General features: G+C 73.8%; 15 protein-coding genes. 12 read left to right on the top strand and 3 right to left on the bottom strand.

From position 1 onward, the window contains the following. A partial coding sequence (locus AB0881_RS25495; protein WP_366620605.1) for a S1 family peptidase occupies positions 1–1,014 on the top strand: 1,014 nt, incomplete at its 5' end. A 3-nt stretch (positions 1,015–1,017) separates the two neighbouring features. Here AB0881_RS25495 and AB0881_RS25490 read toward each other — a convergent pair. Genes AB0881_RS25490 through AB0881_RS25480 form a run of 3 tightly spaced genes read right to left on the bottom strand, consistent with a single transcriptional unit; the run spans position 1,018 to position 2,906 of the window. Beyond that, positions 1,018–1,467 carry a protein-tyrosine phosphatase family protein gene (locus tag AB0881_RS25490; protein WP_366620603.1) on the bottom strand — a complete coding sequence of 150 codons (450 nt, stop codon included), beginning with the start codon at positions 1,465–1,467 and terminating at the stop codon, positions 1,018–1,020. Then, complete coding sequence (locus tag AB0881_RS25485) at positions 1,464–2,051, bottom strand: CGNR zinc finger domain-containing protein (protein WP_366620601.1); 588 nt, start codon at positions 2,049–2,051, stop codon at positions 1,464–1,466. The genes AB0881_RS25490 and AB0881_RS25485 overlap by 4 nt, the downstream gene beginning before the upstream one ends. A gap of 51 nt (positions 2,052–2,102) precedes the next feature. Then, positions 2,103–2,906: an SAM-dependent methyltransferase gene (locus tag AB0881_RS25480; protein WP_366620599.1), complete on the bottom strand. Its 804-nt coding sequence runs from the start codon at positions 2,904–2,906 to the stop codon at positions 2,103–2,105. Positions 2,907–3,027: 121 nt separating this feature from the next. Here AB0881_RS25480 and AB0881_RS25475 point away from each other — a divergent pair, with 121 nt between their 5' ends. The 11 genes from AB0881_RS25475 (at position 3,028) to AB0881_RS25425 (ending at position 14,691) form a co-directional block, all read left to right on the top strand. Continuing rightward, positions 3,028–3,861, top strand: coding sequence for an MOSC N-terminal beta barrel domain-containing protein (locus tag AB0881_RS25475; protein ID WP_366620597.1), 834 nt, complete (start codon positions 3,028–3,030; stop codon positions 3,859–3,861). A gap of 119 nt (positions 3,862–3,980) precedes the next feature. Beyond that, positions 3,981–5,591 (top strand): DASS family sodium-coupled anion symporter, encoded by a 1,611-nt coding sequence (locus tag AB0881_RS25470; protein WP_366620595.1) that lies wholly within the window; start codon positions 3,981–3,983, stop codon positions 5,589–5,591. 68 nt (positions 5,592–5,659) lie between these two features. Beyond that, positions 5,660–6,235, top strand: a complete 576-nt coding sequence (locus AB0881_RS25465) for a DUF4142 domain-containing protein (protein ID WP_366620593.1) — start codon at positions 5,660–5,662, stop codon at positions 6,233–6,235. A 46-nt stretch (positions 6,236–6,281) separates the two neighbouring features. Continuing rightward, entirely contained in the window at positions 6,282–6,755 is a 474-nt protein-coding gene (locus tag AB0881_RS25460) for a MarR family transcriptional regulator (RefSeq protein ID WP_366620591.1), read from the top strand. Positions 6,756–6,930: 175 nt separating this feature from the next. Continuing rightward, positions 6,931–8,514, top strand: a complete 1,584-nt coding sequence (locus tag AB0881_RS25455) for a DHA2 family efflux MFS transporter permease subunit (RefSeq protein WP_366620589.1) — start codon at positions 6,931–6,933, stop codon at positions 8,512–8,514. A 99-nt stretch (positions 8,515–8,613) separates the two neighbouring features. Then, positions 8,614–11,139, top strand: coding sequence for an ATP-dependent Clp protease ATP-binding subunit (locus AB0881_RS25450; protein ID WP_366620587.1), 2,526 nt, complete (start codon positions 8,614–8,616; stop codon positions 11,137–11,139). A 159-nt stretch (positions 11,140–11,298) separates the two neighbouring features. Beyond that, entirely contained in the window at positions 11,299–11,856 is a 558-nt protein-coding gene (locus tag AB0881_RS25445; protein ID WP_366620585.1) for a TetR family transcriptional regulator, read from the top strand. A 69-nt stretch (positions 11,857–11,925) separates the two neighbouring features. Beyond that, positions 11,926–12,543, top strand: a complete 618-nt coding sequence (locus tag AB0881_RS25440; protein WP_366620583.1) for a TetR/AcrR family transcriptional regulator — start codon at positions 11,926–11,928, stop codon at positions 12,541–12,543. Further along, entirely contained in the window at positions 12,540–12,749 is a 210-nt protein-coding gene (locus AB0881_RS25435; RefSeq protein ID WP_366620581.1) for a ferredoxin, read from the top strand. The genes AB0881_RS25440 and AB0881_RS25435 overlap by 4 nt, the downstream gene beginning before the upstream one ends. Before the next feature lies 1 nt (position 12,750). Further along, on the top strand, positions 12,751–14,022 hold the full coding sequence (locus AB0881_RS25430; RefSeq protein WP_366620579.1) for a cytochrome P450: 1,272 nt from the start codon (positions 12,751–12,753) through the stop codon (positions 14,020–14,022). 51 nt (positions 14,023–14,073) lie between these two features. Further along, the gene (locus AB0881_RS25425; RefSeq protein WP_366620577.1) at positions 14,074–14,691 is read left to right on the top strand and encodes a TetR/AcrR family transcriptional regulator C-terminal domain-containing protein; all 618 of its coding nucleotides are present in this window, start codon (positions 14,074–14,076) and stop codon (positions 14,689–14,691) included. The last annotated feature ends 6 nt before the right edge of the window (positions 14,692–14,697 follow it).

Genomic DNA, 14,697 nt, shown 5'->3' with positions numbered 1-14,697 from the left:
CGCTGTCGGCGACCTTGGCGAGCGCGTCGTCGGCGCCCGCGGGCAGGTCGGCGGGGGACAGGGGGACGGCGACCTCGTCGACGCGGGGCCCGACCGCTCGCCGCCCGGCTCGGGGCCCGCACGTCCGGCGCGTACATCGATGGCGCCGGCCGTCCCGTCGTCACCGTCACCGGCGCCGCGGACGCCGCCACGGTGCGGGCCGGGGGCGCCGTCCCGAAGATGGCGCGGCGCAGCCCGGCGGCGCTCACCCGGGTCACGGCCGCGCTGCGGCGGTCGATGGGGAGCGTGCCCGGCACCGGCTGGGCGATCGACCCCGCCACCTCGCAGGTGGTGATGTGGACCGACGCGTCGGTCACCGGGACGCGGATGGCCGCGGCCCGCCGGACGGCCAGGCAGATGGGCACCGCGGTACGGATGGTGCGCATCCCCGGCCGGCTCAGCACGCGCGCCCTCGGCGGCGACGCCATCTTCGGCGGCGGCTCGCGCTGCTCGCTCGCGTTCAACGTCAAGCGCGGCGGCCAGGACTTCTTCCTGACCGCCGGGCACTGCGGCAACGCCGTCCGGGAGTGGACCGCCGACCAGCAGGGCGGCCAGGCGCTCGGCACCACCGTGGAGAGCAGCTTCCCGGGCGACGACTTCGCGCTCGTCGAGTCGGAGCCGGGCGCCGCGGGGGAGGGCGAGGTCAACCTGTACAACGGCCAGACCCGCGACATCACCGAGGCCGGCGAGGCGGTGGTCGGGCAGCAGGTCGTCAAGAGCGGCAGCACGACCCGGCTCTCCACGGGCGAGGTCACCGCGGTGAACGCGACCGTGAACTTCCCCGAGGGCACGGTCACCGGCATGATCCAGACGACGGTCTGCGCGGAGCCGGGCGACAGCGGCGGCCCGCTGTTCAGCGGGACCACCGCGCTCGGGATCGTGTCCGGCGGCGCGGGCGACTGCCAGGGCGGCGGCGTCACGTTCTTCCAGCCGGTGACCGAGCCTCTCGAAGCGTTCGGTGTCGAGGTCTTCTAGGGCCTACCGGACCCCGGCCGGGAAGCGCTCCACCCAGCGGCGCTGCCACGGCGTCTCGACGGCCCGGCGGTGGTGGTGCTCGCGCGCCCAGGCGACGGCCTCGGAAGGGGCCGTCCCGGCCAGGACGGCGAGGCAGGCGATGACGGTGCCGGTACGGCCGACGCCGCCGCCGCAGGCGACCTCCACCGCCTCCCCGGCCCGCGCCCGCTCGTACAGCGCCCGGATCTCCCGCACGGCCAGGTCGCGGTCGCGCGGGAGGCGGAAGTCGGGCCAGTCGAGCCACGTCGCCGGCCAGTTGAGCGCCGCCTCGTGGCGGTGGCGGAGGCGGCCGGAGCCGAGGTAGAGGCCGGCGTCGGGGAGCGGGCCGCCGGGCGCGGGGGCGCGCAGGCCCCGGCCGCGGATCCAGGTGCCGTCGGGGAGGCGGATGGCTCCGGTGAGCGGCGGCGCGCTCACCGGGTCACGCTCCCGGCCCGGCGGGCGCGGTGGTTGGCGACGTTGATCCGGTTGCCGCACTGGTCGGGCATGCAGTAGCGGCGCCGCCCGGCCCGGCTGGTGTCGACGAAGACGCCCCGGCAGTCCGGGGCGGCGCAGGGCCGGAAGCGCTCGTGGCCGAGCGCCAGCACGGCGCCGAGCAGCCCGACCCCGATGAGCGCGGCGAGCTCGCGGTCGAGCGGCGCGTCCGGCGCGGTCGGGACGTACCACTGCCAGTCGCCGCCGGAGTCGCGCTCCAGGACCGGGGCGAGGCCCGCGCGGCCGGCGAGCACGGTGCCGCCGGCGACGGCCTGCTCCTCGGTCTCGGTCTCGATGACGCCCCGGACCTCGCGGCGCAGCAGGTGCACCTGGAAGAGGTCGTCATCTGTGGGCGCGCGGCCGTCCGCCAAGGCGGAGGCGCGCACGCCGTGCTCGGTGAGGAAGTCCGCCAGCGCCTCCGGGGCGGGCAGGGCCTCGCCGCCGATGGCGCGCACGGTCGGCGAGGTGTTGACGAGCGCGGTCGCGACCGCCGCTCCCGTCCTGTAATCGGAAAGGGGAATGTACACGCCTTACACCCTACCATTGGTAAGGGGTGTAAGGCGCTTATAACCGCTACATCAGGGCTTCCGGCCGACGCCTCCGGTCATGAACCGCACGTCGATCGTGCTGGCGTCCAGGACCGGCTCCTCCGGCCGCCACAGGGGCAGCGGGACCAGGCCGGGCGGCAGCACCTCGAGGCCGTCGAAGAACGCGGCCAGCTCGGCGGGCGTACGGACGCGGCCGCTGCCGAGCTGCTCCAGCAGCTGCCGCTCCAGCTCCACCGACTCGGGCGCGTCGCCGAGGCGGGTGAAGTTGGTGATGAAGAAGTACGAGCCGCTCGGCACGGCGTCCCGCAGCACCTCGACGATGTGGCCGGGCTTCTCGTCGTCCGCCAGGTGGTGCAGGATGCCGACCAGCATCACGCACACCGGCTTGGAGAAGTCGATCAGGCGCCGGACGTCCGGCGCGTCCAGCACCGCGCGCGGGTCCCGGATGTCGGCGGTCACCACGGTGGTGTTCGGGTTGTCGGCCAGGATCGCCCGGCCGTGGGCCAGCACGATCGGGTCGATGTCCACGTACACGACGTGCGCGTCCGGGTTCACCTCGTGCGCGACCTCGTGGGTGTTGCGGACGGTCGGCAGCCCGGACCCCAGGTCGAGGAACTGGGTGACGCCCTCCTCCGCCGCCAGGTACCGGACGACCCGGTGCAGGATGGCGCGGTTGTGCAGGGCGATGTCGCGCAGCTCCGGCATGATGGCCAGGCTCGCCTCGGCGACCTCGCGGTCGATGGCGTAGTTGTCCTTGCCGTTGAGCATGACGTCGTAGACGCGTGCGGCGGTCGGCACGCCGGTGGGAACGATCTCGGGGGACACGTCGGCCATGCACGCCTCACTCGATATTGAAATGATCTTTCGCCGATCCTAACCCGAAGGTGAGCGCCCCACGTGCCGGTTTCGGACGGCCCGTACGATCTTCTGCGGAGTCCGCGACGGAGGGGGAGCCATGCCGGAACCGCTCGGGACGCTGGAGAGCCTCTGGCGCTACCCGGTCAAGTCCATGCTCGGCGAGGAGACGCCCGAGGCTGATGTCGCCGGGCAGGGCATCGACGGCGACCGCCGGTGGGCGCTGATCGACCGCGCGACCGGCCGGGTGGCCAGCGCCAAGAACCCGCGGCTGTGGCGGTCCCTGCTCACGATGTCGGCCGCGGCGGACGGCACCGCCGCGCGGATCGTCCTGCCCGGCGGCGAGGTCGTCCGCAGCACCGACACCGGCGCCGACGCGGTGCTGTCGCGCCTGCTCGGCCGGCCGGTCGCGCTGACCGACGTCCCGCCGGAGGGCGCCACCCTGGAACGGGCCGTGCCGGACGAGGTCCTCGCCGCCGGCGTCACCGCCGAGGTGGCCGTCGAGGAGGGGGCCGTGGGTGCGGCGGCGCCCGGCCGGTTCGTCGACTTCGCCCCGGTCCACCTGATCGGCACCGCGACGCTGGACGCGATCGGCGCCGCGAGCCCGCGCGGGCGCGTCGAGGCCGCCCGCTACCGGCCCAACCTGATCGTCCGCACCGCCGGGCCCGGCTACCAGGAGAACGGCTGGGTCGGCCGGGACCTGGCCGTCGGCGACGAGGTCGTGCTCCGCGGGATGGCGCCGACCCCGCGGTGCGCGATCCCGACCCTCGAACACGGCGATCTGCCCCGCGACACCGCTGCGCTGCGCGTCCCGGCCCGCGACAACCGCGTCGAGCCGCTCCCCGGATTCGGCGAGCGCCCCTGCGCCGGCCTCTACGCCCAGGTCGTGCGGACCGGCCGCGTCCGGCGCGGCGACACCGTCCGGCTGCTCTGAACGCGGCGGCGAAACGGCTCCGCCTCTGGAAACGGCGGCGGCATGGATCTTAAATGTGACCAGTGCCACACTCGCGCGCCCGCCGTGCCGGCGGGCCGATGCTCCCAGGGAGTGGTCCGATGTCCTCCGACGAGACCGTGCCGCGTACCAGAACCGATGTGACCGCCGCCCTGCTCGGGCAGGGCACCTACCGCAGCCTGGGGGAGCAGCGGCTCTCCCCGGCGGAGGAGCGCTTCGAGCGCACCCGCCGCACCACCGGCCTGTGGCTGGCGCCGCTGGTCACGGCCGCGTTCCTGATCCTGCCGCTCGACATGCCGGCCTCCCAGCAGACGCTCGCCGGCATCCTGCTCGGCGTGATCGTCATGTGGGTCACCGAGCCGGTGCCCATCCCCGTCGGCGGGCTGATCGGCGTCGGCGCGATCGTGGTGTTCGGCGTCGTGCCCGCCGACGACGCGCTGGAGCCGTTCGGCTCCACCACGATCTTCACGTTCATCGGGGCGTTCATCCTTGCCCAGGCGATGCTCAAGCACGGCGTCGCGCGCCGCTTCGCGTTCTTCATCCTGTCGCTGCCCGGCGTCGGCCGCTCCACCTTCCGGCTGATCGCCGTCTTCGGGCTGATCACCTGCGTGCTGTCGGCGTTCGTGTCCAACACCGCCACCGTGGCGATGCTGCTGCCCACCGCGCTCGGCATCCTCACCGTCATCGCCAAGATGCTCCAGGACCGGGGCCAGGTCCCCGAGGACTTCGACCCCACCCGGCTGCGGGTCGGCGCCGCGCTGGTGCTGATGCTCGCGTACGGCGCCAGCGTCGGCGGGCTGCTCACCCCGGTCGGCAGCCCGCCCAACCTGATCGGCCGCGGGCTGATCGAGGAGGCCACCGGCGAGCGGATCTCGTTCGCCCAGTGGACGATGACCGCCGTCCCGCTGTGCGCGGTGATGTTCGCCGTGCTGGTCGCCGTCCTGCTGCTGCTCAACAAGCCCGAGCTGCGGCGGATCGAGGGCGTGGAGGAGTACGTCCGGCAGGAGCGCGCCGGCCTCGGCAGGATGTCGCGCGCGGAGAAGAACACCCTGGTCGCCTTCGCCGTCACCGTCACCCTGTGGATCTTCCCAGGCGTCGTCGCCCTGGTGGCCGGCACCGACGCGGCGATCTACGAGACGATCGGTGACCGGCTCAACGAGGGCATCGTCGCCGTGCTCGGCGCCTCCCTGCTGTTCCTGCTGCCCACGAACTGGGCCAGGCGGGAGACCACCCTCGACTGGAGCGACGCCGCCCGCATCGACTGGGGCACCATCCTGCTGTTCGGCACCGGGATCGTCTTCGGCGCGCTGCTGGCCGACACCGGGCTGGCCAAGACCATCGGGACCGAGGCGTCCCAGGCTCTCGGGCTGACCAGCATGTTCGCCATCACCGCCTTCGCCGTCGCGCTGGCCATCGTGATCTCCGAGACCACCAGCAACACCGCCTCGGCCGCGGTCGTGGTGCCCATCGTCATCCCCATCGCGACCGCGGCCGGCGTCGACCCGTTCGTCCCCGCCCTGGCGGCCACCTTCGCCGCCTCGTTCGGGTTCATGCTGCCGGTCTCCACCCCGCAGAACGCGATCGCGTACGGCTCCGGCGTCGTCCCCATCACCACCATGATCCGGTCCGGGTTCGGCTTCGACGTCTTCGGCGCCCTGCTCATCATCTTCGCGCTGCCGCTGATGGTGGCCCTCACCGGCATCGGCGGGTAGCGCCCCGGGATGGGGGCGGGCTCGGGGGGTAGTGCAGGGGTGACGATGCGCATCGTTCGGGGGGAACCATGTCGAGAAAGCTCCTCGCCGCGGCGGCCACCGCCGCCGCGGTCGCGGCGCCGGTCGGCTGCGCCGGCGGCGACGCCACGCCCGAGTCCGCGGACACGACCGCGTCGAAGGCGCCGCCGGCCATGGAGGCGCGCCTCCCGGAGCGGGTCTCGCCGCAGGACGAGACGTGGCTGGAGAAGGCCCACGAGGCCAACCTGGCCGAGATCGAGGCGGGCGGGCTGGCGGCGCGCAAGGGCAGCACCGGGGAGATCCGGTCGCTCGGCACGATGCTGGTGAACGAGCACCGCCGGCTCGACCAGCGGCTCGCGGCGACCGCGGCGGGGCTCGGGGTGGAACTCCCGCACACGGCGTCCGCGGAGCAGCAGGAGAAGCACGAGGCGCTGGAGAAGGGCGAGGGGAGGCTGTTCGACCGGGACTTCGTCGAGGCCATGACGGCGGCCCACGAGGAGGCCGTCGCCCTGACCCGTACCGAGATCTCCAAGGGGCGGTCCAAGGAGGTCGTCGGCCTCGCCAGGCAGACCCTTCCGGAGCTGGAGCGGCATCTCGCGATGTTCACCCGCACCGGCGGAAGCTAGGTAGGTATTTTGACATAGGTATCCTTGCATACCTATTATCTCCGCCATGCCCAGTTCCAGTGCGTCCGTGCGGGACGCCGACCGCGCCGCCTCCGCGCTCGCGGTCGTCCTGCCCGCGCTGAACCGGGCGCTGGAGCGGCGGGTGGACCGGGAGTTCCCGCACCCGCGCCTCCCGGAAGGGCAGCTCGCGCTGCTGCTCCTCGTCGAGGAACGCGAGGGGATCACGGTCCGCGAGGCGGCGGACGCGCTGCTGATGAAGCCGAACAACGTCAGCGCCCTGGTGGCCCGGCTCACCGAGCAGGGGCTGCTGGAACGCCGCCGGGACACCGCGGACAAGCGCGTCGCGCACCTCTACCCGACGGCCACGGCCCGGGAGCGGCTCACCGAGGTCCTGAGGCTCAAGGAAGCCCACCTCGCGCACGCCCTGCGCGCCCTCACCGACGGCGAGCGGGACGCCCTCGGCTCCGCGCTCGGCGCGCTGAGCGCACTGACCGGCCGGCTCCACCCCGCCGCCGGCTGACTCCACCTTCCGGCTGACGCCGCCCTTCGCCTGACGCCCGCCTCGCGGTTGACGGCCCGGTTCCGCGCGTGATGGATCGCGCGGGCGTCACCGCTTTCTCCGTTTCCTCCGTTCTCCGTTCTTCTGCTCTCCGTTCTTCTGCTTTCCAAGCCCCTCGTACAGACAAGGCATCTCCATGTCCGAAACGCTGGAGCAATCCAGCCTGCCCGCGTACGCCCGCCCGAAGGCCGCGCGGGGCCGCCGCGCCAACCCCTGGCTGACGCTCGTCGCCGTCGCGATCGGCCTGTTCATGGTCAACCTGGACGCGTCCGTGGTCGCGATCGCCAACCCGGCGATCGGCCAGGACCTGGGCGCGTCCACCGCCGACCTGCAGTGGGTCACCAACTCCTACCTGATCGCGATGGCCGCGTTCCTGATCCTGGGCGGCAGGCTCGGCGACCGGTTCGGGCGCCGCACCTACTACGCGATCGGCGTCGGCGGGTTCACCGTCGCCTCGGTCGCGATCGGCCTGGCCGGGACGGTCGAGGGCGTCATCGCCTTCCGCGCGGTGCAGGGCCTGTTCGCCGCGATGCTGATCCCGAACACGCTCGGCATGCTCCGCGCGGTCTTCCCGCCGCGGCGGTTCGGCATGGCCGTGGGCCTGTGGGGCATGGTCGCGGCCTGCTCCACCGCGCTCGGCCCCATCGTCGGCGGCCTGCTCATCGAGCACGCCACCTGGGAGTGGGTCTTCTACATCAACGCGCCCATCGGCGTGATCACCCTCGCCGTCAGCGCGCTCGTGCTGCCGCAGAGCAAGGACTCCACCGGCCACCACCGCTTCGACGTCCCCGGCGTGGCCGTCCTCGCGCTCGGCCTGGTCGCGCTGGTGTTCGGCGTGGTCAAGGGCGAGACCTGGGGCTGGACCTCGGGCGGGACGCTGGGCGCGCTCGCCGGCGGCGTGCTGCTGCTGGTCCTCTTCGGCTGGTACGAGACCCGCGTGGCGCACCCGCTGCTGCCGATGCGGCTGTTCCGCAGCCCCGCGCTGACCATCGGCGCGATCGTCACCGCGATCAACTTCTTCGTGCTGCTCGGCGTGATCTTCTTCCTGATGCTCTACCTGCAGAACGTGCGGGGCCTGTCGGCCGTCGAGGCCGGGGTCCGGACGCTCCCGCTGAGCCTGGCCACCGTGGTCGCGTCCCCGCTCGGCGCGGCCGTGACCGGGCGCTTCGGCGCGCGGGTGGCGATGCCGGCCGGCATGCTGCTGCAGGCCGCCGCGTCGTTCTGGATGCTGACCTGGGACGCGCACTCCCCGTACGCCGCGCTGTGGCCGACCTTCGCGGCGCTCGGCCTGGGCGTCGGCATGGTGCTGTCCGCCTCGTCCGACGCGATCGTCGGCAACGCGCCCGCCAGGGACGGCGGCGTGGCGGGCGGCCTCCAGGCGACGGCGCTGCAGATCGGCGGGGCGCTCGGCACGTCCGTGCTGGTGACGCTGATCAGCGGCCGGGTGGCGGCGACGTTCCCCGGCGAGCTGGCCGGCGCCGGGGTGCCGGAGCCCGCCGCGGCCGGCCTGGAGAAGGCGGCGGACGCCGTGGCGATGGGGATCGCCCCCGTCGCGGACGGCATGCCCGCACAGTTGCGGGCGGCGGTGGTCGAGGCGAGCGGGAACGCGTTCATGAACGGCGTGGACGTGGCCGTGGCGGTCACCGGCGCGCTCTGCCTCGCCGGGGCCGTCCTGGCGGCGTCCGGTATCCGGCGCGGACCGGGGGCCGCCGTCCGCTGATCGCGGTCCACGGTCGTTCACCTGGGTGTTTCCGGCGGATCGGGACGGGCACCACCCTGATCGTTGCTCTGAACAGACCGCCGACGAGGAGGTTCGGAGATGGCATCGGGGTGGTACGGGCCCGCAGGCCCCGGAGGCATGGACCCGTTCGAGGAGATGCTCGCGCGGTTCTTCGGCGCGCGGGCGCACCGCCGCCCGATGGAGCGGATCAGCGTCGCCCGGCTGATGAGCGAGCCCGCCCGCGATCTCGTCCGGGACGCGGCGGCGCAGGCGGCGCAGTGGGGGAGCGTCGACCTGGACGCCGACCACCTGCTGTGGGCGGCGACCCGCCAGCAGGGCACCCGGCAGTGGCTCCGGCGGGCCGGCGCCGACCCGGACGCGATCCAGGAGGAGATCGAGGGCGAGGCGCAGCGGGGCGAGCCCCGGGACGTCCCGCCGGAGCTGACGCCGGCGGCCAAGCGCGCGCTGCTGGACTCGCACCAGGTCTCGCGCGCGCTGGGGTCGTCGTACATCGGGCCCGAGCACCTGCTGTTCGCGCTCGCGCTCGACCGCGGGTCCGCCGCGGGCCGCATCCTGGACGGCGCCCACGTGACGCCCGAGTCGCTCCAGTCGGCGGCGTCCGGCGGGGGCGGCGGTGGCGGGCAGCAGCCGCCGAGCGGCGGCCACCCGTCCGAGACGCCCACCCTGGACGAGTTCGGCCGCGACCTCACCGAGCTGGCGCGGGAGGGCCGGATCGACCCGGTGATCGGCCGCGAGCGGGAGATCGAGGAGACCGTCGAGGTCCTGTCCCGGCGCACCAAGAACAACCCCGTCCTGATCGGCGACCCGGGCGTGGGCAAGACGTCGATCGCCGAGGGGCTCGCCCAGCGGATCGTGGACGACGAGGTCCCCGACACGCTGCGCGGCAAGCGGGTCGTCCAGCTCGACCTCGGCGGGCTCGTGGCCGGCACCCGCTACCGGGGCGACTTCGAGGAGCGCCTGAAGAAGGTCATGGACGAGATCCGCGAGTACGCCGACGAGCTGATCGTGTTCATCGACGAGATCCACACCATCGTCGGCGCCGGCGGCGCGGAGGGCGCGATGGGCGCCGGCAACATGCTCAAGCCGTCGCTGGCCCGCGGCGAGCTGCACGTGATGGGCGCGACCACCGTCGACGAGTACCGCCGCAACATCGAGAAGGACGCCGCGCTGGAGCGCCGGTTCCAGCCGATCCTCATCCCGGAGCCGAGCGCCGACGACAGCATCGAGATCCTGCGCGGGCTGGTGGACCGCTACGAGGCCCACCATCAGGTGCGCTACTCCGACGAGGCGCTGGTCGCCGCGGTGGACCTGTCCAGCCGCTACCTCACCGACCGGTTCCTGCCGGACAAGGCGATCGACCTGGTCGACCAGGCGGGCGCGCGGGTGCGGCTGCGGTCGGGCTCGCGCGACGGCGGCCGCCGCGAGCTGGAGGACCGCCTCGACCGGCGGCGCCGGGAGAAGGACCAGGCCGTCGCCGACGAGGACTACGAGAAGGCGTCCGCGCTGCGCGACGAGATCGCCCGCCTGGAGAGCGACCTCGACCACCGCGGCAGCGGCCATCCCGCCGCGGTGCCGCTGGTGACGGCCGAGGACATCGCCGAGGTGGTGTCGCGGATCTCCGGTGTCCCGGTGACGCAGCTGACCCAGGCCGAGCGCGAGCGGCTGTCCCGCCTGGAGGAGCACCTGCACGAGCGGGTCATCGGCCAGGACGACGCCGTGGCCGCGGTCGCGCGCGCCGTCCGGCGGTCCCGCGCCGGCATGGGCGACCCGGACCGGCCGATCGGCGGCTTCCTGTTCCTCGGCCCGACGGGCGTCGGCAAGACCGAGCTGGCCAAGGCGCTCGCGGAGGCGCTGTTCGGCAGCCGCGACCGGATGATCCGGTTCGACATGAGCGAGTTCCAGGAACGGCACACCGTCAGCCGCCTGATGGGCGCGCCGCCCGGGTACGTCGGCTACGAGGAGGCCGGCCAGCTGACCGAGATGGTGCGGCGGCAGCCGTACTCGGTGATCCTGCTGGACGAGATCGAGAAGGCCCACCAGGACGTGTTCAACGTCCTCCTCCAGCTGCTCGACGACGGCCGGCTCACCGACGCCCAGGGCCGGACGATCGACTTCCGCAACACCGTCGTGATCATGACGAGCAATCTGGGCTCCGACCTGATCACCGGCCAGAACGAGATCGGCTTCGGCATGGTGGGCGACGGCCGGGACAGCGCGCTGAGCGACCGGATCATGCGGCGGCTGCGCGAGTCGTTCCGGCCCGAGTTCCTCAACCGGATCGACGAGATCATCGTCTTCCGGCGCCTGGAGGAGACCCAGCTCCGCCAGATCACCGATCTCCTGCTGGACGAGACCCGGCGCCGCCTGCGCGCCCAGGACGTCTCGGTGTCGTTCGCCACCGAGGCGGTCGACTGGCTCGCCCGCCGCGGGTACCAGCCCGAGTTCGGCGCCCGGCCGCTGCGCCGCACCATCCAGCGGGAGGTCGACGACCGCCTCTCCGACCTGCTGCTCTCCGGCGACCTGCCGCCGGGCCACCATGTCGAGGTCGCCGCCGGGGCCGAGGGGCTCGACTTCCACGTCACCGAACCGGCACCCGCGGCGTGACGCGGTGACCGGCGGGTCGCCCGCCGTCCGGACGATCGTTACAGTGGGCTGATGCCGGAAACACAGCCCCGCCGGTTGCCTCGCGGACGTCATGCGCTGGCGCGCGAGGAGGTCCGGCGCATCCAGCGCGCGCGGTTGTGCAGGGCTATGGCCGAGGTCATGGCGGAGAAGGGGTACGTGGCCACGTCGGTGGCCGACGTGCTCCAGCGCGCGGTGGTGTCGCGGCAGAGCTTCTACGAGCTGTTCGACTCCAAGCTCGACTGCTTCATGGCCGCCTTCGACGGCGCGGGCGAGCTGCTGCTGGAGCGGCTGGCCGGGGACGTCGGGGACGAGCGGAAGGTCGCGGACGTCATCGGCAAGGCCGCGCCGGACGACCGGCTGGAGCTGGCCGAGCGGGCGATCACCGCGTACCTGGCGGCGCTGGCGGCGGAGCTGCCGTACGCGCGGCTGTTCCTCGTCGAGGTGTACGCGGCCGGGCCGGCGGCGATCCGGCGGCGCGGCGCGATCCAGGAGGCGATCACCGAGGCGCTGGCCGGGCTGGTCGGCGGCGAGGACGAGGCGGCCAGGTTCGCCTGCCGGATGATCGTGGCGGCGACGAGCGCGATGGTGACGCCGGCGGTGGCCGAGAACGACGCGGACGCGCTGCGGGCGCTCGGGCCGCCGCTGGTCGAGCACGTCCGGCGGCTCTGGGCGGCCGGGATCCTGGGCGGCTCCTGACACCGCCTCGGGCGGCGGGCACGGGCCGGCCCCCTTGACCCGTCAAATGAACGGTCTTTTAATTCGGTGATGGGCCGCATCGCGGGCGTGACCGCCGCCGAGACGCGCGAACGGCTGCTGCGCGCGGCCGCCGACGCCTTCGCCCGGCGCGGGTACGACGGGACGCGCGTGGCCGACATCGCGGCGGCGGCCGGCGTGAGCAACGGCGCGCTGTACGCCCACTTCGGCTCCAAGGGCGAGCTGCTGGTGGCGGCGCTGCGCGTGCACGGGCGGCGGATGCTCGCCGACATGCTCGCCGCCGAGCCGGACCGGCCGATCACCGAGCTGCTGCTGGTCATCGGCCGGTGGCTGCCGCGCCGCCGGGACGCCGGCGGCCACCTCATCGTGGAGGCGCTGGTCGCGGCGCGGCGGGACGAGGACGTGGCCGGGCCGATGCGCGACTACATGGGGGAGCGGGCGGGCTGGATGGCCGGGCTCGTGGCGGCGGCCCAGAGCGCGGGCGAGCTGGACCCGGCGCTGTCGCCGGACGCGCTCGCCCATTTCTGCTTCCTGCTGGCGATGGGCAGCGCGCTGGTCACCCCCGACATGCACGCGGTCGGCGAGGAGGAGTGGGCCGCGCTGCTGGCCCGCGTCGTGGAGGCGCTGGCCCCGGCCGGCCCTCCGGTACGGACGGGAGGAACGCCGTGAAGGTGCGGATCGACACCGGGCGCTGCCAGGGCCACGGCCGCTGCTACGACCTGGCGCCCGAGCTGTTCGGCGAGGACGAGGAGGGCTACGGGACCGTCCTGGACGGCGGGGTCGTCCCGCCGGGCGGGGAGAACGGCGCGCGCCGGGCGGTGGCCAACTGCCCGGAACGCGCCGTCGACGTCCTCAAGGAAGGGCAGGAGGGGTGAGATGACCGCCGACGAGCGCTTCGTCCGGGACTTCCGCGAGATGCAGGAGGACCGGCCGGACGGCACCCGCAGCGAGATCGTCACCGGACCGGTCGCGGACTGGGCGACCGACTTCTCCCACATGGAGGAGGAGTGGGCCGCCGACCCGTACCCGATCCAGGACGACCTGCGCGAGCGCTGCCCGATCGCGCGCACCGGCCGGTTCGGCGGCGGCTGGCTGCCCACCCGGTACGAGGACGTCGCGGCGATCGCCTACGACACCGACCGGTTCAGCTCCCGGTCGATCATCATGAGCAACTTCCGGCCGCCGCGCGAGGTCGCCCCGGTCGGCGGCGTCCCGCCGATCTCGTCCGACCCGCCGTTCCACCGCGACGCGCGCAGGATCCTGCTGCCGGCGTTCACGAAGTCGGCGGTGGGGCGGCTGGAGCCGGCGACGCGGGCGTTCTGCCACTCGCTGATCGACGGCTTCGCGGGCCGGGACGTGGTCGACGCGGCCCGCGACTACGCCCAGCACATCCCGATGCGGGTCATCGCGGACATGCTGGGCTTCCCGCCGGAGGACGGGCCGCGGTTCCGGGAGTTCGTGGAGAACGCGCTAGAGGGGATCAACCGGCCGCCCGAGGAGCGGATGGAGCGCATGGGGCGGCTGTTCGACTACCTCCTCGCGCAGATCCGCGACCATGTCACCGAGCCGCGCGACGACCTCACGACGTACCTGATCGACGCCGAGCTGTACGGCCGCAAGCTGGAGCCGTCCCATGTGGCGGGCACGATGGCGCTGCTGCTCATCGCGGGGATCGACACGACGTGGAGCGCGATCGGCGCGTCGCTGTGGCACCTGGCCGGGACGTCCGCCGACCGGGAGCGCCTCGTCGCCGATCCCGCGCTGCTGCCGACCGCGATGGAGGAGTTCCTGCGCGCCTACGCGCCGGTCACGATGGCGCGGCTGGTCAAGGAGGACATGACCTGGAACGGCGTGGAGATGAAGGCCGACGACTGGGTGCTGCTGTCGTTCCCGGCGGCCAACCGCGACCCGGCGCAGTTCGAGCGGGCCGGCGAGGTCGTGATCGACCGTGAGGTGAACCGGCACGCGGCGTTCGGCCTCGGCATCCACCGCTGCGTCGGCTCCCACCTGGCGCGGATGGAGCTGCGCGTCGCCCTGGAGGTCTGGCTGGAGCGCTACCCCTCGTTCACCCTGGACGACCCGGCCGCGGTGACGTGGGCGGCGGGGCAGGTCCGCGGGCCGCGCACGCTCCCGCTCCGCGTCGGCTGAGCGCCCGCCGGCCGGGCCCGGGGCCGGCGGCGCCTGCGTACACTTTGCGGCATGCCCAAGCGCGCGCCGGAACCGGTGATGCGGGTCGTGCTCACCCGCGACCTCATCGTGCACACCGCCGTCGGCCTGGTCGAGCGCGAGGGCCCGCAGGCGCTGTCGATGCGCGCGGTGGCCGCCGAGCTGGGCGTGACGGCGATGGCGATGTACAACCATGTGCCCAACAAGGACGCGCTGGTCAGAGGCATCGCCGAGTACGTGATGAGCACCCTGGAGCTGCCCGCGGCCGAGCCCGCGGACTGGCGCTCGGGGGCGCGCGACCTGGTGCGGGCGTTCCGCCGGACCGCCGAGGAGTACCCGCGCTGCATGTCGCTGGTGGTGGCGAGCAAGAGCGGGATCCCGGTGGGGCTGCGCGCGATCGAGCGCGCCCTCTCCCTGTGCGCCCGGGCCGGTCTGGACGGCCCGGCCTCGGTCCGCGTGATGCGCGCGCTGATGGCGTACACGCTGGGCTTCCAGCTGCGCGAGGCCGGGCTCAGCAAGCTGCTGCGCGAACCGGACGCGGAGCCGGGCGGCCCGGACGCGCTGACGCGGCAGGACCCCGACGGCGACTTCGAGTTCGGCCTCGACCTGTTCCTGTCCTCGGTCGAGGAGATGGGGCGGCGCGCGACCTGACCCGCC

The sequence above is a fragment of the Spirillospora sp. NPDC029432 genome, from assembly GCF_040703975.1.
In the GTDB taxonomy this organism is placed as follows: domain Bacteria; phylum Actinomycetota; class Actinomycetes; order Streptosporangiales; family Streptosporangiaceae; genus Spirillospora.
This window is presented reverse-complemented; position numbering and strand designations above follow the sequence as displayed.